The organism is Burkholderia sp. Bp9012 (assembly GCF_003853825.1).
In the GTDB taxonomy this organism is placed as follows: domain Bacteria; phylum Pseudomonadota; class Gammaproteobacteria; order Burkholderiales; family Burkholderiaceae; genus Burkholderia; species Burkholderia diffusa.
Genome location: NZ_QTQA01000035.1, coordinates 13349 through 36840 on the forward strand (window position 1 = coordinate 13349; position 23492 = coordinate 36840).

Genomic DNA, 23492 nt, shown 5'->3' on the forward strand with positions numbered 1-23492 from the left:
AATCACCATGTCTCACACGCATTTCGACAGTCCGCGCGAGGCCGCGCGTGCGTTCACGCCGAAGCTCTCGGCATTCGTCGACGACACGCTCTATCCGCGGATCTGGAGCGATCCGGCGCTCTCGCCGCGCGACCGCAGCCTCGTGACCGTCGCCGCGCTGATCGCGGGGGGCCATCTCGACGAGTTGCCGGCGCACCTTCGCCGCGCGTTGACGAACGGCGTAACCCGCGAAGAACTCGCCGCAGCAATCACTCACCTCGCGTTCTATACGGGGTTTCCCGCGGCAATCTCGGCATCCGCCGCGGCGCAGGCAACGCTTGGCGCACAACCTCAGTCCGACGATTTCGCCGGCAATTCATCTACGACGCAGGAAGGTTTGAAATGAAAGCCATCACATTCAACGAATTCGGCGAGGCCGAGGTGCTTCATCTCGCCGAGGTTCAGGCACCCGAGGTTCGCCCCGACGATCTACTGGTACGCGTCCATGCCGCAGGTGTGAATCGCGCGGATCTGACACATCGGCGAGGCGGATACGGCCGACCGAACTTCGGCGACTCGACCATCATGGGGCTCGAAATCGCTGGCGAGGTGATCGAGACCGGAAGTTCCGTGCAGGGTTACAAGGTCGGCGATCGTGTAATGGGCGTAGTGGGCGGCGGGGCCTATGCAGAACTGGCGCGTATTGACTGGAGGATGGCGATGCCCATTCCAGCAACGATCGACTACGTGCACGCGGCTGCGATACCGGAAGTCTTCGTCACTGCGCACGAAGCGCTGTTGCATCTTGGCCGCTTGCAGCGTGGCGATTCGGTGCTTATTCACGCAGCGGCGGGCGGGGTGGGATCCGCAGCTGTCCAACTGGCCTACGCAACCGGCGCGACGATATTCGCGACCGCCGAAGCTTCAAAGCTGGAACGGATCGTTCAACTGGGCGTGGACCATGCGATCGACTACAAAACGCAGGATTTCTCGGAAGTCATCACAAGCAGGACAGAAAAACGCGGTGTCGATGTCGTTATCGATTTCGTGGGTGCGCCTTATTTTTCTCGGAACGTCGCATCGCTGGCGAACGGTGGCCGGCTGGTGCAGGTTGGCATACTGGGCGGAGGCGGTGACGTGAGCGTCAGTCTCGAACAGATCCTGTACCGTCATCTGCAGATCATTGGCACGGTGATGAAGTCTCGCGACCAGCGCGAGAAACACGCGATGGTTCAGCGGTTTCGCGAACATTGGCTCGACCGTTTTGCGGGTGGTGCGGGCCTGGAGCCGGTCGTCGACAGCGTATTTCCACTCGCAAACGCCGCGGCGGCTCATCGACGGATGGAGTCGGCCGTGAACGTGGGCAAGATCATCCTGACGATGAACTAATACGTCTGAACTGAAGCTTCTTGACGTCGCACGGCTATGCACTCGAGTGTTGGGCAGCAAAGTGCAGCGAAGGGGTCACTCGGGCGACTTGCGCGAGTGACCGCGTATGGTCGGTGACCATCATATAGAATGATGCGCTTTTGCCCGCACGCCTATGTGGTTCAAGAATCTTCAGCTTCATCGTCTTCCGGCACCGTGGGCCGTTACCCCCGATCAGATGGAAGAATGGCTGGCGCCCCACGCGTTTCAGCCGGGCACCAGCGTCGAGATGCAGCGCTTCGGATGGGCGTCACCGCGTGACGACGGCGCGCTTGTGTATTCGATCAACCGGCAGATGCTGCTGATGTTTCGTGCCGAAAAGAAACTGCTCCCGGCCTCGGTCGTCAATCAGGTGACCAAGGCCCGGGCGCTTGAAGTCGAGGAGCAGCAGGGCTTCAAGGTCGGGCGAAAACAGCTGCGCGAACTCAAGGAGCAGGTGACCGACGAACTGCTGCCGCGCGCGTTCACCATTCGCCGCGATACCCGCGTGTGGATCGATACGGTGAATGGCTGGCTCGTCATCGATGCGGCTGCACAGGCTCTTGCCGACGACGTCCGCGGCCTGCTCGTCAAATCGATCGATCAATTGCCGCTCGCCGGCGTTCAAGTGGCGCTTTCGCCGGTCGCCGCGATGACGGATTGGCTGCTGTCCGGCGACGCGCCGGGCGGGTTCACCGTGGACCAGGACGCCGAGTTGCGCTCGAGCGGCGAAGGCGGGGCCACGGTGCGATACGTCGGCCACGCGCTGGAAGCGAACGACATGCGCCGGCACATCGAGGCCGGCAAACAATGCATGCGCCTCGCCATGACCTGGGATGACCGAATCTCCTTCGTGCTGACACCGTCGCTGACGATCAAGCGCGTCACACCGCTCGACGTGATCAAGGAAGCGGCGGATCCCACCGCGCAGAACGACGACGAACGCTTCGACTCGGACGTCACGCTGATGACGGGTGAATTGGGGCGGATGTTGACCGATCTTGTCGATATCCTGGGTGGTGATCGGCACGACGCGATTCATCAGGCGGCAGCAGCCTGAGTCTCGCCGGCTGTCAAGGATCATCGCCCTGCGGCGGCGTGGCTTCGCGCTGACGCGACATGTCGAGCAGGAGCGTCGCCGCTCTGGCGCGGGTCGCGGCTGCGCGCTCGCGATCCGTAGGAGACCGGTGCAATCCCTGAACGCGGCCGCGATCGTCAAGGTCGCCAGGCAATTCGTATAAGACCACCGACCGTCTTCCCCGCTCTCCCCGGGAAATCCGCGCTGAACCGAAAAAAAGCCACCCTCGCGGGTGGCTTCGGTGCGTTCGACCGGGCTTCGGTCGCATACGTCACGCGTGGGTGCGCCGGCTCGCCTCGGCATCGACGTCGCGCAGCGACTTGCCGCGCGTTTCCTTCGCGAGGCCCACGCAAACGATCGAGATCGCCGCCGCCGCGACCAGATACAGTGCGATCGGCGTCGACGAGTGATAGCGCTCGAGCAACGACAGCCCGATCAACGGCGCGAGCGAGCCGGCCATCAGCGGCGCGACCTGGTAGCACAGCGACAGCGCGGTATAGCGCACGTTGGTCGGGAACATCTCGGTCATCAGCGCCGAGTACGGCGAGTAGGTCATCGATTCGATGAACAGGCCGAGCACGATCGCGGCCATGATGATCCAGTCGTTGCCGGTGTCCATCATCGGGAACGCAACGAAGCCCCAGCCCGCGGTCAGCACCGCGCCGGTCAGGTATACGGGCTTGCGGCCGACGATGTCCGACATGAGCCCCATCAGCGGAATGAAGAAGAAGTGGATCGCGTTGGCGGCGAACATCAGCTTCAGGATCCGCGTGGTATCGAAGCCAACGACCAGCTTCAGATAGGTCAGCGAGAACGTGACGACCATGTAGTACAGGATGTTCTCGGCAAAACGCGCGCCGATGCCGATCAGCACCTGCCGCCAGTGGTACTTCAGCACGTGGCCCACGCCGAGCTGCCTTTCCTGCTTCTGCGCGCGGCGCGCCTGCGCTTCCTTGAAGATCGGCGCATCGTCGACCTTGCGGCGAATCCAGAAACCGATCAGCACGACCACCGCCGAGAACCAGAACGCCGCGCGCCAGCCCCACGCAAGGAAGTCGGCCTCGGACAGCGAGCTCGACAGCACCAGCAGGATAATGGTCGCGACCAGGTTGCCGGCCGGCACGCCGGCTTGCGGCCAGCTGGCCCAGTAGCCGCGGCGGTTGTCCGGGCTGTGCTCGCTGACCAGCAGGATCGCGCCGCCCCACTCGCCGCCGAACGCGAAGCCCTGGATCAGGCGCAGCGACACCAGCAGCACCGGCGCCCAGTAGCCGATCGCATCGAAGGTCGGCAGGCAGCCCATCAGGAAAGTCGTGATGCCGACCACGATCAGGCTGACCTGTAGCAGATACTTGCGGCCGAACTTGTCGCCGTAGTAGCCGAACACCAGCCCGCCGATCGGGCGCGCGGCGAACCCCACCGCATACAGCGCGAACGCCGCGAGCAAGCCGTCGATCGGGTTGCCCGTCTTCTTGAAGAAGTGCGTGCCGAACACCAGCGCCGAGGCCGTTCCATACAGGAAGAACTCGTACCACTCCGCCACCGATCCGACCATCGACGCCGCGACGACCCGCTTCAATTCCCGTTTCGACGCCGTGTCCTGCACGGCCGTCGCACCACCAGGCGAGACTGCCTCGCCGACCTGACTTGTCATCTCCGTATCTCCTCTCGTTGTCTTCCATTTCCCTTGACGGGCCGGTTCGCGGGTAAGCGCGCTGAAAGATTTTATACAATATCCAATACACAATCCAAGTAATCTCAAAAATGCTTTCGGCGGAAATGCGACACGTCGGCGAGCCGCCGCCGGCCGTTCCGGGACCCTGCGAAGGAACGGATTTCGGTCAGATGAAAGCGCGACGGGAACGGGCTTGCGCAACGCTGTTCGGGATTCGCGGGCATCCGGTGGAGCCGGGACGCGCATCGCGCCGCCTTCGCCGGGATCGCCCGCCATCCTCGCCGGAGGCCGTCGCGACGCGGTTCGCCGCCCTCCCCGATGCCCCGAAACCAGGGGCTATGTCATGCCCTTTTTATTTTATATTGTATAAAATATGCGAACTGGCTAGAATGCACTCGTCGATGGCTGACTTTCGGGCGAAACCGGAGGCAACGTTTCGGCACCGAGGCACGCAAGAGGTGGCCAGCCGCCGTCCGGATCACGTGAAGCACCGACGAGACGGCGAGCGCGCGTACTGCCCAGGTTGTGCCAGCAATGGCAGTTGACCCTATCTGAATGTGAGGAAACGAGATGAGCGACAACATTTTTACCGGCACCATTCCGGCCCTGATGACGCCGTGCACCGCTGACCGTCAGCCGGATTTCGACGCGCTGGTAAAGAAGGGCAAGGAACTGGTGGCACTCGGCATGCGCGCGGTGGTGTACTGCGGCTCGATGGGCGATTGGCCGCTGCTGACCGAAGCGCAGCGCCAGGAAGGCGTCGCGCGCCTGGTCGAAGCCGGCGTCCCGACGATCGTCGGCACCGGCGCGGTGAACTCGAAGGAAGCCGTGTCGCACGCCGCGCATGCCGCGAAGGTTGGCGCGCACGGCCTGATGGTGATCCCGCGCGTGCTGTCGCGCGGCGCATCGCCGGCCGCACAGAAGGCACACTTCGCCGCGATCCTGAACGCCGCGCCGAACCTGCCGGCCGTGATCTACAACAGCCCGTACTACGGCTTCGCGACCCGTGCCGACCTGTTCTTCGAACTGCGTCGCCAGCACCCGAACCTGATCGGCTTCAAGGAATTCGGTGGTGCGGCCGACATGCGTTACGCAGCCGAGAACATCACGTCGCAGGACGACAGCGTGACGCTGATGGCCGGCGTCGACACGCAAGTGTTCCACGGCTTCGTGAACTGCGGTGCCGCCGGCGCGATCACCGGCATCGGCAACGCGCTGCCGCGCGAAGTGCTGCAACTCGTCGACCTGTGCAAGAAGGCTGCGCAAGGCGATGCGGTGGCACGCGTCCGTGCGAAGGAACTGGAAGCGGCGCTGGCCGTGCTGTCCTCGTTCGACGAAGGCTGCGACCTGGTCCTGTTCTACAAGCACCTGATGGTGTTGAACGGCGACAAGGAATACACGCTGCACTTCAACGAAACCGATGCACTGAGCGACGCGCAACGGAACTACGCGGAAGCGCAGTACACGCTGTTCCGCAACTGGTACGCGAACTGGTCGAAGAGCATCGCGTAAGCGCGCTCGCACGATGCAGTGCAGTATGCGGCCATGACACGGCTGCGTGATGGAAAGGGAAAGCCACGGATCGCTCCGTGGCTTTTTTCTTGTCTATGACCCGTCCTGAAGCAGCACGCCCGCACACGCTCGGCAGGCATCCGCCGCATCAGTGTTGCTGCACGGCGGCGCCGCTCGCGCGCTCCTGTTCCGTGAGTTCCGTGCGGCAGCGGCCGATTGCGTGCAACGCACCGGCCGCGACGAGCGCCGGTACCGCAAGCAGGCTGAACACATCGCCGAAGCGCCAGCCGAACCCCATCAGCATCGCGCCGGCGAACGCGCCGGCCACGCCGCCGATCCGTCCGATGCCGAGCATCCAGGCCACGCCCGTCGCGCGGCAACGCGTCGGATACAGGCTCGCCGCATAGGCCGACATCGACGTCACGGCGCTCGTCACCACGGTGCCGCACAGGAAGATCAGCGTGCCGAGCCACGCGGCATGCCCGATCGTGCGGCTCGCCACGAGCACCAGCAGCGCTGCGACGACATACGCAATCACGATCGTCCGGTTCGGATTGAAGCGATCCATCAGCCACCCGACACCGAGGTTGCCGAGCACGCCGCCCAGCGGGAACAGCGACGTCATCAGCGCGCCGCCTTCGGCGCTGAAGCCCGCATCGCGAAGCAGCGTCGGCATCCAGTTGGTCAGCAGGTAATAGATCAGCAGCCCCATGAAGTAGGCCGCCCACAGCATCAGCGTCCGCGAACGAAACTGCGCGGACAGCACCTGCGCGAGCGCGGACGCCCCGCCGGCCTGCGGGCGCGCGCCGGCGGCCACGAACGCACGGTCGTCGAAGCGCTCGTTCGGTGCGATCCGCGCGAGGATGCGCGCGATGCGCGCATGCGTGCCGGGTCGTGCCGCGAGATACTGCGCCGACTCGGGCAACAACATCACGAGCGCGACCGCCAGCGCGATCGGCCCGATGCCGCCAGCGGTCAGCACGCTTTGCCAGCCGAAGTGCGGAATCAGCCATGCCGACGTGATGCCGCCCACCGCGAGCCCGCACGAGAAGCCGCAGAACATCGCGTTGACGGCCACGCCGCGGATCCGGGCCGGCGCATATTCCGCCATCAGCGTGACGGCGTTCGGCATCGCCGCGCCGAGGCCGAGCCCGGTCAGGAAGCGAAACGCGGTCAGCGCCTCGATCGACTGCGCGTGCGCGGACACCATGCTCCACGCGCCGAAGCACGCAACCGACAGCACGAGCACGGTCTTGCGGCCGAGCCGGTCGGCGCAGGGGCCGGCGGCGAGTGCGCCGATGCCGAGCCCGGCGAGCGCCGCGCTCATCACCGGGCCGAGCGCGCTGCGCGCGATGCCCCAGTCGTGGGTCAGCGCCGGCGCGATAAAGCCGATCGCGGCCGTGTCGTAGCCGTCGGCGGCCACGACCAGAAAGCACAGGATCAGGATCAGCCACTGGCAGGGGGAAAAGCGCTCGGCGTCGATGAACGACTGCACGTCGAGCGTACGCGGTTGGGTTTTCATCGTGTGTCTCCTTCGATCCGGTGCACGACGGCGCTGATACGCCGCACGCACGCGGACATCTCCATGTTCATGTTTCGTTGTAGGCCCGGCGTCCGGGTGACGTGCGCAGGTCAGCCAGGCGGCGAATCCCCGGCGCCAATGCCGTCCGCGCAGCTCGTCATCATTGCCCCCCTCTCCACGCGAATGGCGCCCATGTCGTATCGGGGTGTCGTCGTCATGGGCTCAGCGCGTGAGGTACGCGAGGCTCGGGAACTCGACGCGGCGGATGATGCGGCTCTCCTGCGCGACGATCAGATGGCCGGACGCCTGCAGGTACGCGGGCCAATTCGGATCGGCATCGCGCGCGGTGCGCCGCGCGTCGTAATCGGCGATGCTGTCGTAGCCCCACAGGTGGACAACCTGGTTCAAAGCGCCGATGTCGCTCATGTAGAAGCCGACGGGTGGGCCGAGATACTTCACCTGGATCGGCATCGCGAGTCGGTCGAAGATCTCGATGAATTCCGCCATGCCGCGCGGGCGGATCGTATAGATGCGATGGTCGATGAATGCTTTCGCGGTAGTCATGGTGTGCTCCGGGTTCACGCGGTCGCGCGCGCGTCGGCGGGATGCGCCACGGCAGCGCCCGGTGTCGGTTCGGTGAGGCCGGTCAGGTCGACGAGCCCCGCGATATGGCGCGCGCTCAGGTAGCCGAACGTCATGATCGGACCGAGCGTGATCCCTGCACCCGGGTAGTTTCCGCCCATGATGCTGGCGCGATCGTTGCCGACCGCGTACAGGCCGGCGATCGGCCGGTCGTCGGCTGCCAGCACCTGCCCGACCGCGTTGGTGCGGATTCCGTCGAAGGTGCCGAGATCGCCCATCACGACCTTCAGTGCGTAATACGGCCCGTCGCCGAGCGGCGCCACGCACGGATTCGGACGATGGTCCGCGTCGCCGAGATAGCGGTTGAACGACGTCGTGCCGCGGCCGAATTCGGGATCCTCGCCACGCGCGGCGTCGCGGTTGTAGCGCCGCACGGTTTCCTCCAGATTCGCCGCATCGATACCGGCCCGCTGCGCGAGTTCCGCCAACGTACGGCCCTGCACGAGATAGCCGTTGCGCAGCAGCGGCCCGAGCGGCACCGGTGCGGGCTTCGCAAAGCCGAGCCCGTATTTGCGGATCGTCGCGCGATCGCACACGAGCCACATCGCCGTCTCTGTCTCGTCGCGACATGCGGCGATCATCGCCGCACCGACGTCGTGGTAGGAATTCGATTCGTTCGCGAAACGCGTGCCGCGACGGGTCACGCCGATGACACCCGGCTTGTAGCGATCGAGCAGATGCGGAAACACCCCGAAACGGCCATCGCCGAGCGGCACGCGCGAAACGGGCATCCATGCGGCCGGTTGCGGATAGCGAATCTCCACGCGGCCGCCGGCCTGCTCGGCCAGTTTCGCGCCGTCGCCGGTGTTGCCGGCCGGCACGGGCGACACATGCTCGCCGCCGCGCGCAACGTGTGGATACGCACGCGCGATTCGCGCGACGTCGTGCGAGAAGCCGCCGCTTGCCAGCACGACCGCACGGCGCGCGGTAATGCGATACGTCTCGCCTTCCGCCCCGACCGTCGCGCCGGCGATGCGGCCTCCGTCGGTCACCAGTTCACGTGCGGGCGTGTTCGTCAGGATCGGGATCCCGAGGTCCAGCGCCGACTTCGCGAGTCGTGCAGCGAGCGCGTTGCCGCTCGTGATCTGCACGCCGCGCCGGTACAGCGCGAGATCCTTCAGATGCGCGGCGAGCCGCTTCGTCACGTACCACGCGGACTTGAGCGAGCGCGTTGCGTTGAAGAAATGCTTCAGGTCCGCATTCGACGAATTGAACATCATCCCGATAAACGTGATCGTCTTCAACGGCGGACGCAGGCGCTCGAGATCCTGCCTGAGCCGCCGCGCGTCGTACGGCGCGGCGACGACCGAGCGGCCGATGTCGACTCCGCCTGGCTGGTCCGGGTGATAGTCGGGATACAGCGTCGGGACGAATTTCACGTCCGTTTCGCGCTCGAAGAATTCGAGCATGCGCGGGCCGTGCTCGAGAAAGGCCTCGATTGCCGCGTCGTCACGGAACGCGCCCGTTTCGCCGCGCAAATACGTGCGTGCCGCCTCGCGCGTATCGCGCACGTCGTTTGCACTCGCGTGGCGATTGCCGGGGATCCACAGCACGCCGCCGGAAAACGCGGTCGTGCCGCCGAAGCACGCGTCCTTCTCGACGACGATCACGTCGAGGCCGGCCTTGCGCGCGGTAATCGCGGTGGACAGGCCGCCCGCTCCCGAACCGATCACGAGCAGATCGCACGTGACGTGCTTCGAACGATGCCGATCGTTCATCATGTCTTCCTCCATGGATGGAACAGCCGCGCCGCCACGCCGCTGAATGCGGCGTGTCTGCATCACGCGCGGCAATGTCGTTGAACTACCTTGCGCCGGCACCGGCCTCATAGCCAGGCCGCGGAACGAGATCCATCAGCATCGCGTCGAGTCCACCGTCAACCACCAGTTCCGCCCCATTCACATACGCGGCGCGCGGGCTCGCGAGAAAGGCGACGACGTTCGCGATGTCGTCGGGGCGGCCGATGCGCCGGCTCGCGGTCATCGCGCTGCGTCGCGCCTCGATGTCGCCGCTCTGATAGAACGCTTCGGACAACGGCGTGCGGATCATCCCCGGGCACACCGTATTGCTGCGGATGCCGCGCGGCCCCCACTCCGCCGCCAGCTGCCGCGCGAGCATCGCGACCGCTGCCTTGCTCGCGCTGTACGCACCGCTATGCGTCTGCGGGTAGCGCGCCGCGATGGACGCGACATGCACCATCGAGCCCGAGCCGCGTGCCAGCATCGCGCGGCCGAACGCCTGCGAGCAGAGCATGTAGCCGGTGAGATTGACCTGAAGCATCGCGTTCCATGCGTTCAGGCTGATCGTCTCGATGCCGCCGGCACGCAACAGGCCGGCGTTGTTCACAAGTACGTCGACGGGACCGAAATCGCGCTCGACGCGTTCCGCGGCCTGGCTCACGCTCGCCGCGTCGCCAATGTCACATCCGATCGCGACGACATCGCCGCCTGCCGTCCGCAACCGCTCCGCGACGGCGATCGTCCTGTCCGCGTCACGGTCGAGCAACGCGACCCGCGCACCGGCTGCCACGAGCGCTTCGACAATCGATGTACCGATGCCGCCCGCCGCCCCCGTCACGACACACACCTGCCCGTCGAGACGAAGCCAGTCCGCCTGTCGGGTGTCTGCTTGCGATATCATTAGGTTTCCTCTTTAAATAGACTTGAAATGTCCGGATCGATCCGGCATACGCTGCCGGAACGTCGCGCGATGCGTCAGTTGCAAGCGCTACGTCGATGAGAAAAGTATAGAAGCGCGCATCGCGCGAAAACTGGACAAACGCCGCAAGCAACAGGACAATTTGTACACAGGAGGCCGCGCGGCATGAGGAGAATCCCTAACTACGATCTGTATGGCGAATCGGCTCGTCCGCCTTGGTACGACGCGTTCAACTTCGAATGGATACCGGAGCGCAGCCGGCCGAACGACTGGCATATCGCCGCGCACCGCCACGATGCGCTATTGCAGATTTTGTACATCCGCGGCGGGCAAGGGCATGTCGTGATCGAGAGCGGGAAGCACACGTTCGCGCCGCCGTGCCTCGTGCTGCTGCCCGCGCAGACGGTCCATGCTTTCGAGTTCTCGCCGCAAATCGACGGCCTCGTGGTCACGGTCGTGCAGCACGCGCTGGAAAAGCTGGTCAAGACGGTCGCGCCGGGCGCGCTGTCGACCCTGCAACGTGCGGCGATGATTCCGGTCAAGGGGCCGGACGCGAGCGTGTCGATGCTGATGCCGCTGTTCGCGTTGCTCGAACAGGAATTCCGCAGCACGTCACGCGGCCGCGGCGCGGCCGGGATGGCGCTGCTCGTCGCGCTGGTCGTGCATGTCGCGCGCTTGAGCGATCTCGCGGCAGCGCCGTCGCATGCCGGCATCGACCGGCGCGGGACGTTGCTGCGACGTTTTCGCGAGCTGATCGACGCGCATTTTCGCGAGCATCGACCGGTGGAATTCTATGCGGAGCGGCTCGGCGTGACGGCCGCGCAGCTTGCGCGTGTCTGCCGCGAGGAGCTGGGGATTTCGACGACGGCGGTCGTCAACGCGCATCTGATCCGGGAAGCGCAACGCGAGCTGGTTTATTCGAATCTGAGCGTAAAGCAGATTGCGCACGAGATGGGCTTTGCGGACAGCGCGTACTTCAGCCGCTATTTCCGCAAGCAGACCAGCCAGACACCGGGCGAATTCAGGGAATCGGCCCATCGCGAGCTGATGCCCGGCCAGTCTTGAACCGGCCCGATTCAGCCGGTGGAACCGGTCGCGACGCCAGGGTGTCGCGACCGGAACAGCCGACCCGCTAGCGGCACGTCAGACCGCGACGGCACCGACGTAGTTTTCCGCCATCGCCATCGCCGCCGGGCGCGAAGTCGTCACGTGCTCGAGCTCCGCGACCTGCAAACGCTGCTCGAACGGCGACGCGTCGTCGAGACGATGCATCATGCGCGTCATCCAGTACGAGAAATGTTCGGCGCGCCAGATCCGGCGCAGCGCGGTTTCGCTGTATGCGTCGAGCAGGTCGGTGCGGTCTTCGTCATAGAACGCCTGCAACGCGGACGTCAGGATGCGCACGTCGGACACCGCGAGATTAAGGCCCTTCGCGCCGGTCGGCGGCACGATATGCGCGGCATCGCCGGCGAGGAACAGCCGGCCGTGCTGCATCGTCGTCGACACGAAGCTGCGCATGCCGACGATGTTCTTCTGGAAGATCCGGCCTTCCACGACCCGCTGGCCGTCGGCGGAATCGACACGCGCATGCATCTCCGCCCAGATACGATCGTCGGACCAGTTGTCGACCGAATCCTTCGGGTCACACTGGAAATACATGCGCTGCACGTTCGGCGAACGCGTGCTCACGAGCGCGAAGCCGCGCTCGTGGCGCGCATAGATCAGTTCGTCCGACGACGGCGGCGCTTCGACGAGAATGCCGAACCAGCCAAACGGAAAGACCCGTTCGTAGTCCTGCCGCAATTCGGCTGGGATCATCGTGCGCGACACGCCCTGCGAGCCGTCGCAGCCGATCACGAAATCGCAGTCGAGCGTCTGTTCGACACCGTCGTGCACGAAGCGGATCGACGGTGCATCGGTCTCGATGCCGGAAATCGTCGTCCCGGATACGTTGAAGTACAGCGCACCGCCGGCCGCGACACGCGCGGCCACGAGATCCTTGAGCACCTCGTGCTGCGCGTAGACGGTAATCGCCTTGCCGGTCAGTTCGGTGAGATCGATGCGGCGGCGCTTGCCTTCGAACGCGAGTTCGAAGCCGTGATGCAGTGCGCCTTCCGCTTTCATCCGGTCGCCGACGCCGGCTTCGGTCAACACGTCCATCGTGCCCTGTTCGAGCACGCCGGCGCGAATGGTGGACTCGATCTGTTCGCGACTGCGCGACTCCAGGACGACCGACTCGATGCCGCGCAGATGAAGAAGATGGGAAAGAAGCAGGCCCGCGGGCCCCGCGCCGATGATGCCGACTTGCGTACGCATGAATGTCTCCGGGTGGAATTGATTTTGCGCAAGTTTGGCGGCGGCACGCGCTATCCCGCAACGCGATATCCGGAATATGGACTATCTCGATAATAGATAAAGGCCGGATGCGCTTCGCGCCATCCGTGGCGTGCGCCCACTCGGTCAGGGTTTCACCGTCGCCAGGCGCGACTCCATCCCGTCGATCTTCGCGAGCAGGCCATTGGCGAGTTCCGTCACATGGCGCGGCATGTCGGGGATCGCCAGCAGCGCTTCGATCCGCCCGCGCCAGTAACTCGGACGACTCACACGCATCGCACACGGCATCGCCGCATCGCCGCTATCGGCATCGCTTTCCAGCAGCGCGACCATTCTCTCGATATGAGAGAGCTCGCGCTCCACATAGTCTCTCGTGAGCATCTGATCGATACCCCCCGCAACACTGCCCTGGCCTGTCGTCATCGCCGCGTCACCGCATGGTCTTTTCGGGGAACACGTCGTACTCGCTTCCCGTCACGGTACGCGCGCTCTGTGTCAGAACACCGCCGATCCGCGCAACGATTTAGTTCATATCATCGGATCATTGCCGCGCAGCCTTCGAAACGTCGCCGTTGTGCCGCGTCGGTTGCATCCGCATTGCGATCCTTCGCTGACGATCGTAGATGCTCCGCCTCGCGACGGCATCCACAATATTGAGGATGACTGCTTGAATCGATCGCACCGCATCCGCGCGATGCGGCGCGTGCGGCAATCTGGGAATGGGGATATCCAAGGCACGCTCATGCGTGCGGAAATGACCATCACGACCGACATCGGCAGCGGCACGCACGGCGAGCGGATTGGCACCGTGCGCAGCACGATCAAGGCGATCGTCGCAAGAACGGGCGTGAGAGGAAGCGCGGGTCCCGTCTCGCTGTGCGGCGACCGAACCCACTCAGCGGCGCCGGCCGCGCATGCCCTTGCCGACCGGCGGTTCGCGCACTCGTCCGGTCCAGTTGCCGAACCACGCGGGCGGACGCGACTCAGGTTACGGCTTGCCGTGCAGCGACTCGACGATCCCGTACGCGGTCTTCACGCGATCCTCGATCGGGAAGCTGCGGTTCGCGAGCATCACGATCGCGATCCGCTTCGCGGGAACGAACGCGACATAGGCGCTGAAGCCGTTGGTCGACCCCGTCTTGTTGATCCACGTGTCCGCGCGCGGCGCGAGCGGCGGCTCGAGTTCGGTCGCGGGTGTCGCGTTGTGGAGCATCGGCGGGGCATTCCCCGCGAGCAGCGTCGGCAACGCGACGGGATACGGATACTGTTCCCAGATCAGGTCCTGCGTGAACGGGCCCGCACGGAAATAGCCGGTATGCGTGCGTTCGAGCGCGCGCTGCAGCCGCGGCGACGTTTCGACGAGCCCCATGTTCGCCTGCACGAAGCGCAGCAGGTCGGCCGCCGTCGTCCTGACGCCGTACGCCGGCTGCCACAGCATGCCGCCGGTCATCCGGATCGGCTTGCCGTCCTGCGTATAACCCTGCGCATAATCGGCCTGGCGTGCGGCGGGCACGTCGATGTAGGTATGCGTCATCCCGAGCGCGGGGAACAGCCTCTGTTCCATCAGCACTGTGAAGTCTTCATGCATCGCCTTCGCGGTGAGAAAACCGAGCATCCCGATCGCGACGTTCGAGTACGTGCGACGCGTGCCCGGCGCGTATGCAGGCCGCCACGCGTCGAGATAACGCATCAGGTCCGCGTCGTCGCGGATGCTGTCCGGCACCTGCAGCGGCATTCCGCCGGGCGTATGCGTGCCGAGATTGAGCAGCGTGACGACGCCGAACGGCTTGCCCTGCAGCGCGGGGAGGTACTTGCCGGCCGGGTCCGAGAGCGACAGCTCGCCGCCTTCCTGTGCGTTCGCCGCAAGCGTCGCGGTCAGCGTCTTGCTGACGGAGCCGATCTCGAACAGCGTGTCGCCGGTCACCGGCTTGCCGGTTTGCGTCGACATCACGCCGTAGTCGAACACATAAGGCTTGCTGTCGACGACGACGCCGATCGCCATGCCGGGAATGGCAAACTGCTTCATCAGCGGCGCGACGTGGCGGGTCACGGTGTCGTGAATTTCGTCCTGCGTGGCAGCGGCCGCGCGGCCAGCCATGGCAGCGGCGCACGCGGCGACGAACAGGGTCGCGGCGATGCGGATCGCGTTGAATCGCATGATTGCGGTTCCTTCGATTTTATGATGGTTGCGTGAACAACAGGTCCGGCCGCGCCGCGCGAGGACCGTGGGCAGCCGGCCTGTCGAGCAGGACTATCCCCCGCCGGCCGCTTGCCAACAATCGATGAAATTTTGCGCGAGCCTAAAGAAAATCTTATGCGGCGCGTGAACCGGCCATGCGGACGTCAGTTCGGCAACCGGTCGAGAAATGCCAGCATCGCGGCGTTGAAGCGCGCCGGCCGCTGCAGCGGTGCGAAGTGGCTCACGTCCGGCAGGATCGTCAGCGTCGCACCCGGAATCGTGTGTGCGAGATACGCTGCATGGTCGGGGCGGATGAATTCGTCGTGCTCGCCCTGCACGATCGCGACCGGCACGGCGATCGCCGCGAGGTCGGCCGCGCTGTAATCCGGTTGCGTGCGCATCATTTCGCTGACGGCCGCGACGAACGCATCGAACTCGCCCGGCGTCGCGGACAGCCGCACGTAGTCCTTGCGGTGCCGCGCGAAGCAGCGGTCGATCAGCGGGCCCGGCACCATCTCCTTTGCGCCGCCCGGATCCATGTTGCACGCAAAGAAGAACACGCCCGCCGCACGCTCCGGCGCGCGGGCAGCCAGCACGAGCGACACGCACGCGCCGTCGCTCCAGCCGACGAAGCGTGCGCGCCCGATGCGCAGCGCATCGAGCACCGCGAGCACGTCGGAGGCCATGCGTTCGTAGGAATAAGGGCGATCGTCGCGCGTGCTGCGACCGTGGCCGCGGCTGTCGATCACGATCGCGCGGTAGCCGGCCGCGAGCAATGCCGGCACCTGGTTACCCCAGTTGCCGCCGTGACCGAGGCCGCCGTGCAGCAGCACGACCGGCGCGCCATGGCCGAACGACGCGTGCCAGATGCGCGCGCCGTCGTGGTCCAGCCATCCTTCGGTGTCGGCCGCCGGCAGCGGCGTGCCGCCTTGCGCGTCGAAGCGGACGAGATCGTCGTCGGTGAATTCCGCATTCATCGTTCTGCCGTCCTTTCGAGGGAGACGAGCTTCGGATTGTAATGCGCGGGGTAGCGTGCCGCGACGCGTGCGCGCGCGGCGGGACGATGCGGCGCCGTGCCGTCAGGCCTGCGTCGACACCAGCCCGCCGGACGTCGAGCCGCCCGACTTCTGGATCGCCTGCGCGAGCTGCGCGATCGCCGTCGACAGCGCGGCGGAAATCGTGCTGGCTTCCGCGCTCAGCGTCTGCTGCTCGATCGCCGCGGCCGGATCGTTCTTCGCGCGCTGCGCGGCGGCCGCCATTTGCTGCTGCACTTGCGCAAGCTGTTTCTGCAAGCGCTCGATGAGTTGCTTGAGCTGCGTGACTGCGGGATCCGCGGCCGAGGATCCCGACGCGCCCGGCGTCTGCCCCGCGCCGCCGGCCGGCGCGGCACTGCCCGTCGACGACGACGCGGTGGAAGTCGCCGTCGGCGCGGCACCGGTGCCGGATGGGTTGGCAGTCGCCTGACCGGTGGCAAGCGAAGTCTGAGCGGCGGAAGAAAGATCGATCTGCATCGTGTCGGTCCGTAATGAGTGTGCAACTCGGGTTGGTTGAACAGGGAATACCTTGCAACTTGTTTACGGTATTCGTCAGATAAAACTTTAGCCCCGACCTCCGAAGTGCCTTGAAGCGGCGGTTGCCAAGCGCGTACGGTCGATTGTCGCGAAGGGGCCAGATTAGCCGACCGTCGACGCTGGTAAAATCGCCCGCTGGCCTGCTGCCGCAGCACACCGGCTGCTTCCGGCAAAGGTCTCGCGGGCTACCCCCGCGTTAGCGCCCGCCCGGTCGGGCCCGATACGCGATGCCCTCCGGCGCCGTCGATGCGCGAGCCCCGCGCCCGCATCGACATGACGACGCGCCGACTCCGGCACGCACGCCCTTCATCACGCATTTCGAGGAACTCACGATGGCCCGCATCGGCGCCTTCTGCCTGACCACGTGGCTCGCTGCCGCGATTCTCTATTTCGGCCAGCATTCGGTCGCGATGATTGCGCTTAGCGGCGTGGTCGTATTCGGCGGATTCGACCTGTTGCGTCCGTAACGGCGACGGCGCGTGCAGCGACGCGATTTGCCGCTGCGCTGAAAAATGCCGACCGGCGGGCCGTGACGCAGCGTAAGATGCTGGTCAGAATCGTCATCCTCGCGCAGTGCGAACACGGCAATCACCCACGACCGCCATCCGACCATGAAACAAGGCATTTTCGTCGCCACGCCCGCTTACGGTGGCATGTGCTATCTGCCCTACGTGAACGGGTTGCTGGAGCTTCAGCGTGCGTGCCTGAGTGCCGGCCTCGCGTTCGAATACTTCTACGTGAGCGGCACCGCATTGTTGCATCAGCAACGAAACGTCGCGGTCGAGCGTTTCCTGCATAGCGGCCTGTCGCACATGATGTTCATCGATGCGGACATCGGCTTTCGCGGCAGCGACGTGATCCGGATGTTCGAACAGCAGCACGACGTGATGCTCGGGCTGTATCCGTCCAAGAGCATCAACTGGCCGGCGGTCGCCGAGGCCGCGCGCTCGGATCCGTCGGCACCGCCCGAACGGCTCGCCTTGTTCAGCTCCGATTACAGCCAGACCGTGTATGCGGTGGACGGTTCCGCGCCCCGGATCCAGCTCGATTCGGTTTCCGAAATCCACTCGGGCGGCGCCGGTCTGATGATGATCGCGCGCGGCGTGTTCGAGAAGATGGCGCAAGCTTTTCCCGAGACGAAGGTCCAGTTCCCGCCGAGCTATCAAAACCTGTCGCCGAATTCGACCACCATGTACGAGCATTTCGAATTCCTGAGGGAACCCGACGGGCGCTCGCTGTCGGAGGATCTGTCTTTCTGCAGGAAATGGCGGATGTGCGGAGGCAAGCTGTATGCGTGTTCGTGGTTCAAGACCGTCCACGTGGGCGTTCATCTTTATGAAGGCAACCTGCCGGCGTTGCTCGGTCAATGACCCGCGTGCGCGAACGGCTGGCGCTGCGCGACGCGTAGCGGCGCGAGCCGTCCGGCTTGCGGAAGGCGGCTGACCGTCGCCAGCGCCGCAGCGTCGGGCTGCGTGCGCAGCCCCGCATCCCGGCCCGGCTCGATGCGCGCATCGACCAGCCCGTCAACGCTTCAACACATCACCGCGGCAACGTCCTCAACGACGACGGCCCGCCCGACAGCGCAATGCGCTTGCCCGTATCGCGCAGCTTGCCGCCTTCGACCGCATACAGCGCGAGCTGGCGCTCGACGTTGAACTGCACGATCACGTGCCGGCTATCGGCGGTAAACACGATGCCCTGCGCGGCTTCGCCGCCCGGCACTTCACTCGTCTGCACCGCACGACCGTCGCGGATCTCGAACAGCACCACCTTGCCGAGCTTGCGGCGGCCCGGGTTGTCGGCCGTCAGGTTCGAGCCGTCCATCGCCTGCACGGCGATCCACTTCCCGTTCGGCGAGATCGCGACGCCCTCCGGCAGCGACGGCACCGTCAGGTACTGGACCGTGCGGAACGGCGTGCGCGACACGTCGATCAGCGCGACCGAATCCGCATCGCCCGCGAGCGTGCCCGTGTAGCCCGGCAGCCCCGCGAGGCCGACGTTGCTGACGACGGCCCAGCGATTGTCGCTCGATACGTCGATCGTATAGGGCGCGACGCCCGTGCTCAGTCGTGTGCCGCTGTCGGTCACCTTGCCGTCGTCGACGTTCAGCACCGCGACGCCCTGCTCATCGCGCAGCGACACGAGCGCATGCTTGCCATCGTGCGTGAAGCTGATCCCCGCGAGCCGCTTCTTGCCGATCTTCAGGTTGCCGTCGAGCGTCACCTGCGTCCCGTCGATCCGCAGGATCGACACGCTGCCGTCGACGTTCGCCACCAGCGCGAGCCGGCCCGATCGGTCGATCACGATCCCCTGCGGGTGCGTACCGAGTTCGATACGCGTGATCGCCGGCGGCGACGCATCGAGGTCCACGACCTGCAGGAACGTGTCGTACACGAGCTGCTTCGCGTTCATGTCGTAGCGCGTCGGCGCGCCGACCAGCGCGAGCTTTGCGCCCGGCGCGATCGCGACGGCCTGCGGCGGCCCCTGGATGCCGTTCTCGACATCGACCTGCAACGCGACCTTCGGCGGAAATACGCTCGCGTCGAGCAGCGTCAGCGTGTCGGCGGGCGGTGACGCGAGATAGGTATCGCGCCCTTCGACGCGCTGGTACTTGCCGTCGTTGCCGGACACGATCCAGTCGGCCGCGTGCGCGGCGACGGCAGTGGTGACGAGCGTCAGCGCGGCGAGCAGGCGGGCGCGACGAAGGCGAAAGAGATTCGAATGCATGGCGGTCGGTTCTCCGGATCGGTTGCGGACGCAATGATTCGCACGGCCCTGCTGCTCGACGGGCCGATGCAACCGCATGATGCACGAAAGCGCGCGAATCCGGCGTCTCGCGCCCGCCGCTCAAGAACGCGCCGGGCGGGTTGATGCGCCCAACGCTATGTCACAGACTAATTAATTTGTGACAAAGTGTGCGAGAATTCCGAACCGACGCATTCGGTCGGCACACCGGCACACGCAGCGCAACGCGCGGCATCGAGGAAAAGGATGGATCGGCAACTGCGCTGGGGCGACGCCAGCAGGATGGACAGTGTCAACGACGGGCGAAATGCAATCCTGCGCGCGACGCTCGACGCGATGATCGAGCACGGGATCGACCGTCTGTCGATCGACGACGTCGCACGTCGCGCGAACATTTCTCGACGCACGCTGTACCGCTATTTCGGCACGAAGAAGGAACTGATCCAGGGCGTGATCGGCGTCGAGAATGCCGCTTTCTTCGACGAGATGCAGCGCGCGCTCACCGGCTTCGAGCACGACTTCGAGGCCTATTGCGCGGAAAGCGTGTGCTTCGCGGTGCGCTACCGCGATCGTCATCACGGCGGCTTTCACCACAACTATCTCGCCACGAGCGTCTCGACGGAAGTGTTCGGCTACATCGTCGAGAACGTCGCGCCGATGTGGCAACGCGTGCTGGAACAGCCGTACCGCGAATACGCTGCCCTGCACGGCGCGCAGGTGCCCGCACTTGACGACGTCATCGCGCTGATCAGCCGCATCGCGCTGGCGTACTCCCTGATTCCGGCTGACGAGCAGGCAATGCGCGCGCAGATGCGCATCCTGTGGACGTTCCGGCGCGAGCCGGCCGGCAAGCCGGCCGCGGCCAGGATGAAGGCGGCGCGCTGAACGGCAGCGCGCGCGATGTCGCGCAACCCGGTCGATGCCATCCGATACCGGCCACGTACCTTTCAACTCACACTGGATTTCCCCATGACGACTTGCGGAGCTTCCGTCTCCGGCCGAACACTCGATCGCGCCGACCTGCTGCTTCTCGTCGAAGGCTCGCCCGCGCCGATTCGTCTCGAAGACTGCGACCTCGAAGGCGCGGACCTGTCGCGGCTCGATTTGCGCGGCGTGCGGTTCGAGCGCTGCGCGCTCGCGGAAGCGTCGTTCGTCGGCGCGACGCTCGCGCAGACCGCGTGGATTCGCTGCCGCGCGCGCCAGGCGAGCTTCGCGTCGGCCGATCTCGAGGACGCGCAGTTTCAGTCCTGCGATCTCAACAACACGAGCTGGCGCCGCAGCAAGCTCGGCTCCGCACGCTTCGACGAATGCAGGCTCACCGGCGCCGACTTCGAGGAATGCAAGTCGCTCGGCATCGAATTCTCGAACACGCTGCTGGTCGGCGCGAGCCTGCGACGTTTCTCGTTCCGGAAGACGCGGCTCGTGGCGCTCGACTTCTCGGATGCCGATCTCGCCGGCACGGACTTTCGGGATGCCGTGTTCGAAGGCGGCAGCCTGCGCAACGCGCATCTGAACGACGTACGGTTCGATGGAGCCGACCTGCGCGACGTGGAGCTCGGCGGCACGCCGAAGCTGCTCGCGTCGGGCGTGCTGCGCGGCGCGACCATCTCGTATGACCAGGCCGCGATGCTGATCGAGAATCTGGGGATCCGGGTCGCTTGACGACTGCACACGCATTTCTTCGCGTCGCGGCCGATATTCGCGACTTCGCTCGCGAGCCGCGCATGCGGCAAATGCCGCCCGGCAATCTGTCGAATATTCTCATCACTTCAGCGGCATTCCGACCGGCTCGCGTCACGCACGACCCGTGCGCTCATATTCGCCGACCGAACCCATCGGCACTCGAATGACTAGGGAAAATCCTGAGACATCCTTCGTTAAGCCCGCGATCGCGCGCGATCCGTCGGTCTATCCGGCCGACGAGGTACTGAGCAAGATGACGCTGCTCAAGCCGATTCCGCCCGAGATTCGCCGGCTCCAGAACCGGTTGTGGGCGCAACTGAAGACCGGGCGCTGACGGGGCAGCTCGCGTCGGGCAACGGCGCGACGGCCACGGCCACTATCCCTGCGCCCGCTCCGCATACGGCAACGCCGCCGCGAATGTTGCGTCGATGAACCGGATCACGTCGTCGAGCGACGACGTGCACGTCACGCCCGCGGCGCGTTCCCGAAACTCGCCGTCCGGCCTGAGGCAGATGAGCGGCTTTCGCCAGCGCTGCGCGAGCGCGATCTCCTCGGCCGTCCCGTGCCCGCCGGGCAGCGCGACGATCAGGTCGCTGCTCAGCACGTTCACGTAGTTCCGGTTGATGGTGTGCGGATCGGCGCCCGGTTCGCGGCGCGGCAGCGGCGTGAGGATCGGGATCTCGACGAACGGATGCGGATAGCCGTCTAGCGGCACGAAGCCCGCGTGCGGATCGGCCTGCGTCGGCACGATGCCGATCGACCGGCCGGCCCGCCCCGGCACGCCGACGAATGCGCGTGCGACCGCCAGCATCACGCCCTGGCCGCCACCCGTCAGCAGGTTGAAGCCGGCCTGCGCGAGCCATGCGCCGAGCGGCTCGGAAAACGCGAGCCATGGTTCCTTGCCCGAGCCCATCACGCCGATCGTTCGGTTGTTGCGTTGCATCGTGAATTCCGGTGATGAAATTGAATTGAACCGTGCCGTGGCGCCGGGTCGCGAAACCCGGCGCGCGCCGCGCAGCATCATTCGAGTTCGACGCCCTTGAGTTCCGGGATCAGGAACAGCGTCGCGACCATGTCGAGCACGTAGAGGCCGGCGAGCAGCGCGATCGCCGTCTGGTACGAGTAGTGCGCGGCCAGCGCGCCAACCGCCACCGGCCCGAAGCCGCCGACCGCGCGGCCGATGTTCCACAGCACGTTCTGCGCGGTCGCGCGCGCGGCGGTCGGATAGCCTTCGGACATCAGCGTGCCGTAGCCGCCGACCATCCCGTTGACGAACATCCCCATCAGCGCGCCGGCCCACAGCATCGCCGTCGGATCCGACAGCCGCGCATACACGATGACCGTCACGACCGAACCGAGCTGGTACAGCAGGAACGTCGGCTTGCGGCCGATGCGATCGGCGAGCTGCCCGAACACCCAGACGCCGATCATCATCCCGACGACGGTCGCCGCCGTCCATAACCCCGACTTCGTCAGCGAGAAGCCCATCTGCTTCGACAGAAAGGTCGGCAGCCAGATCATGATCCCGTAGTAGCCGAAGTTCTGTACCGAGCACAGGATCACGATGCCGAGACTCGTGCGCGCGGTGCGGGCGTCGGCGACGAGCATCCGGAACGCGTTGGCGCGCGGCCGCGTCGCGCGCTGCACGAAGACTTCCGGCTCGTGCAGCCGGTTGCGCAGCATCCACGCGAGTAGCGCGGGCAGCACGCCGACCACGAACATCCCGCGCCAGCCGACATGGAGCAGCAGCATCGGCGTCAGCAGCGCGGCGAGCAGCACGCCGGCCTGCCAGCCGAGCGCGACGTAGCACGAGACGCGTGCCCGCTTGCTCGCCGGCCACGCTTCGGCCGCGAGCGCCATGCCAATTCCGAACTCGCCGCCGAGGCCGATGCCCGCGATGGTCCGATACACGAGCAGATCCCGGAAACCCTGAGCGAACGCGCACAGGCCGGTGAAGACCGCGAACAGCATGATCGTCCAGGTCAGTACGCGCACGCGGCCGTAACGATCGCTCAGGGCACCGAACAGAATGCCGCCCGCGACGGCGCCGATCAGCGTCCACGTGACGAGCGCGCCGCCCTGCCCGGGCGTCAGCTGCAATGCCGCCGTGATCGCCGGCAGCATGAAGCCGAGGATCAGCAGGTCGAAGCCGTCCATCGCATAGCCGATCGCCGAACCGGCCAGCGCCTTCCACGCGTATGCCCCGACCTGCTCGTCGCGCGGCGCCGCCGGATCGCCAAGCGCCGAAGATTTCATGTTTGCTGCCATGGTGTCCTGCCGGAAATGTCCGGGCGACATTCTAAAGCCTGTTCCCGCGCATGACGGGCGCCGGACGCACACGCGGAAAGCGCCGCGCTGCCCGCTTCCGGGAATGGAAGCAGGCAGCGCATGAAATGAATCTGAAAGATATTGAAACCGGCGATCCCGCAGTCAGGCGGGACACCAAAAGAACGCGATGAAGCGGGTGTTGCGAGGCCGACGTCGCCTCCGGCGCGGGTCGAACGACACCG

Annotated in this window: 23 protein-coding genes and 1 pseudogene; 10 read left to right on the forward strand and 14 right to left on the reverse strand. The window is 65.7% G+C overall.

Translation table 11 applies throughout. The features are described 5' to 3' along the window. The first annotated feature begins 7 nt into the window (after window positions 1-7). The 3 genes from DIE11_RS31970 (at window position 8) to DIE11_RS31980 (ending at window position 2446) form a co-directional block, all read left to right on the forward strand. A complete protein-coding gene (locus DIE11_RS31970; protein ID WP_124629439.1) occupies window positions 8-385 on the forward strand; it encodes a carboxymuconolactone decarboxylase family protein in 378 nt (125 codons plus the stop codon). Next, window positions 382-1368: an NAD(P)H-quinone oxidoreductase gene (locus DIE11_RS31975; RefSeq protein WP_124629440.1), complete on the forward strand. Its 987-nt coding sequence runs from the start codon at window positions 382-384 to the stop codon at window positions 1366-1368. Before DIE11_RS31970 ends, DIE11_RS31975 begins: the two co-directional genes overlap by 4 nt. Before the next feature lie 154 nt (window positions 1369-1522). Beyond that, window positions 1523-2446: a recombination-associated protein RdgC gene (locus DIE11_RS31980; RefSeq protein ID WP_124629441.1), complete on the forward strand. Its 924-nt coding sequence runs from the start codon at window positions 1523-1525 to the stop codon at window positions 2444-2446. Between the two features lie 289 nt (window positions 2447-2735). On the opposite strand, the gene abaF is transcribed toward DIE11_RS31980, so the two are convergent. Continuing rightward, window positions 2736-4115 (reverse strand): fosfomycin efflux MFS transporter AbaF, encoded by a 1380-nt coding sequence (abaF, locus tag DIE11_RS31985; protein WP_124629442.1) that lies wholly within the window; start codon window positions 4113-4115, stop codon window positions 2736-2738. A 591-nt stretch (window positions 4116-4706) separates the two neighbouring features. On the opposite strand from abaF, the gene DIE11_RS31990 reads away from it, so the two are divergent. Then, window positions 4707-5648 (forward strand): dihydrodipicolinate synthase family protein, encoded by a 942-nt coding sequence (locus tag DIE11_RS31990; protein WP_059525958.1) that lies wholly within the window; start codon window positions 4707-4709, stop codon window positions 5646-5648. Between the two features lie 148 nt (window positions 5649-5796). Here DIE11_RS31990 and DIE11_RS31995 read toward each other — a convergent pair whose 3' ends face one another. From DIE11_RS31995 to DIE11_RS32010, 4 genes are all read right to left on the reverse strand, one after another. Further along, entirely contained in the window at window positions 5797-7170 is a 1374-nt protein-coding gene (locus tag DIE11_RS31995; RefSeq protein ID WP_124629443.1) for an MFS transporter, read from the reverse strand. A gap of 222 nt (window positions 7171-7392) precedes the next feature. Beyond that, entirely contained in the window at window positions 7393-7734 is a 342-nt protein-coding gene (locus DIE11_RS32000) for an NIPSNAP family protein (RefSeq protein ID WP_124629444.1), read from the reverse strand. Between the two features lie 14 nt (window positions 7735-7748). Continuing rightward, entirely contained in the window at window positions 7749-9530 is a 1782-nt protein-coding gene (locus DIE11_RS32005) for an FAD-dependent oxidoreductase (RefSeq protein WP_260437231.1), read from the reverse strand. 85 nt (window positions 9531-9615) lie between these two features. After that, a complete protein-coding gene (locus tag DIE11_RS32010; RefSeq protein ID WP_124629446.1) occupies window positions 9616-10452 on the reverse strand; it encodes an SDR family NAD(P)-dependent oxidoreductase in 837 nt (278 codons plus the stop codon). 183 nt (window positions 10453-10635) lie between these two features. On the opposite strand from DIE11_RS32010, the gene DIE11_RS32015 reads away from it, so the two are divergent. Then, window positions 10636-11535, forward strand: coding sequence for a helix-turn-helix domain-containing protein (locus tag DIE11_RS32015; RefSeq protein ID WP_124629447.1), 900 nt, complete (start codon window positions 10636-10638; stop codon window positions 11533-11535). A gap of 78 nt (window positions 11536-11613) precedes the next feature. Here DIE11_RS32015 and DIE11_RS32020 read toward each other — a convergent pair whose 3' ends face one another. The 6 genes from DIE11_RS32020 to DIE11_RS32045 all read right to left on the reverse strand — a co-directional run bounded on the left by DIE11_RS32020 (window position 11614) and on the right by DIE11_RS32045 (window position 16494). Next, entirely contained in the window at window positions 11614-12786 is a 1173-nt protein-coding gene (locus DIE11_RS32020; protein ID WP_124629448.1) for a 4-hydroxybenzoate 3-monooxygenase, read from the reverse strand. A 144-nt stretch (window positions 12787-12930) separates the two neighbouring features. Further along, window positions 12931-13185: a hypothetical protein gene (locus DIE11_RS32025; protein WP_059600841.1), complete on the reverse strand. Its 255-nt coding sequence runs from the start codon at window positions 13183-13185 to the stop codon at window positions 12931-12933. A 160-nt stretch (window positions 13186-13345) separates the two neighbouring features. Continuing rightward, complete coding sequence (locus DIE11_RS32030) at window positions 13346-13699, reverse strand: hypothetical protein (protein ID WP_124629449.1); 354 nt, start codon at window positions 13697-13699, stop codon at window positions 13346-13348. Between the two features lie 93 nt (window positions 13700-13792). Continuing rightward, window positions 13793-14962: a class C beta-lactamase gene (gene ampC / locus DIE11_RS32035; RefSeq protein WP_124629450.1), complete on the reverse strand. Its 1170-nt coding sequence runs from the start codon at window positions 14960-14962 to the stop codon at window positions 13793-13795. Window positions 14963-15147: 185 nt separating this feature from the next. Then, the gene (locus DIE11_RS32040) at window positions 15148-15960 is read right to left on the reverse strand and encodes an alpha/beta fold hydrolase (RefSeq protein WP_124629451.1); all 813 of its coding nucleotides are present in this window, start codon (window positions 15958-15960) and stop codon (window positions 15148-15150) included. A 102-nt stretch (window positions 15961-16062) separates the two neighbouring features. Next, window positions 16063-16494, reverse strand: a complete 432-nt coding sequence (locus tag DIE11_RS32045; protein ID WP_124629452.1) for a hypothetical protein — start codon at window positions 16492-16494, stop codon at window positions 16063-16065. Between the two features lie 392 nt (window positions 16495-16886). Between DIE11_RS32045 and DIE11_RS37275 the strand changes: the two genes are divergently transcribed. Both DIE11_RS37275 and DIE11_RS32055 read left to right on the forward strand, forming a co-directional pair. Beyond that, on the forward strand, window positions 16887-17021 hold the full coding sequence (locus DIE11_RS37275) for a hypothetical protein (RefSeq protein WP_006750603.1): 135 nt from the start codon (window positions 16887-16889) through the stop codon (window positions 17019-17021). A gap of 144 nt (window positions 17022-17165) precedes the next feature. Then, window positions 17166-17924, forward strand: a complete 759-nt coding sequence (locus DIE11_RS32055) for a hypothetical protein (protein WP_124629453.1) — start codon at window positions 17166-17168, stop codon at window positions 17922-17924. A gap of 169 nt (window positions 17925-18093) precedes the next feature. Here the strand turns inward: DIE11_RS32055 and DIE11_RS32060 are convergent, their stop codons facing one another. Continuing rightward, window positions 18094-19281, reverse strand: coding sequence for a beta-propeller fold lactonase family protein (locus tag DIE11_RS32060; protein WP_124629454.1), 1188 nt, complete (start codon window positions 19279-19281; stop codon window positions 18094-18096). A gap of 264 nt (window positions 19282-19545) precedes the next feature. Between DIE11_RS32060 and DIE11_RS32065 the strand changes: the two genes are divergently transcribed. The 3 genes and pseudogenes from DIE11_RS32065 to DIE11_RS32075 all read left to right on the forward strand — a co-directional run. Continuing rightward, window positions 19546-20184, forward strand: coding sequence for a TetR/AcrR family transcriptional regulator (locus DIE11_RS32065; RefSeq protein WP_124629455.1), 639 nt, complete (start codon window positions 19546-19548; stop codon window positions 20182-20184). Window positions 20185-20268: 84 nt separating this feature from the next. Beyond that, on the forward strand, window positions 20269-20961 hold the full coding sequence (locus tag DIE11_RS32070) for a pentapeptide repeat-containing protein (RefSeq protein WP_059600681.1): 693 nt from the start codon (window positions 20269-20271) through the stop codon (window positions 20959-20961). Window positions 20962-21172: 211 nt separating this feature from the next. Continuing rightward, window positions 21173-21316, forward strand: a pseudogene (locus DIE11_RS32075) (polyamine ABC transporter substrate-binding protein); the annotation flags it as partial. Between the two features lie 42 nt (window positions 21317-21358). Here DIE11_RS32075 and DIE11_RS32080 read toward each other — a convergent pair. Together DIE11_RS32080 and DIE11_RS32085 are read right to left on the reverse strand one after the other, a co-directional pair. After that, the gene (locus DIE11_RS32080; protein WP_124629456.1) at window positions 21359-21925 is read right to left on the reverse strand and encodes a DNA-binding protein; all 567 of its coding nucleotides are present in this window, start codon (window positions 21923-21925) and stop codon (window positions 21359-21361) included. Window positions 21926-22002: 77 nt separating this feature from the next. Then, window positions 22003-23250 (reverse strand): MFS transporter, encoded by a 1248-nt coding sequence (locus tag DIE11_RS32085; protein ID WP_059600685.1) that lies wholly within the window; start codon window positions 23248-23250, stop codon window positions 22003-22005. Window positions 23251-23492: the final 242 nt, after the last annotated feature.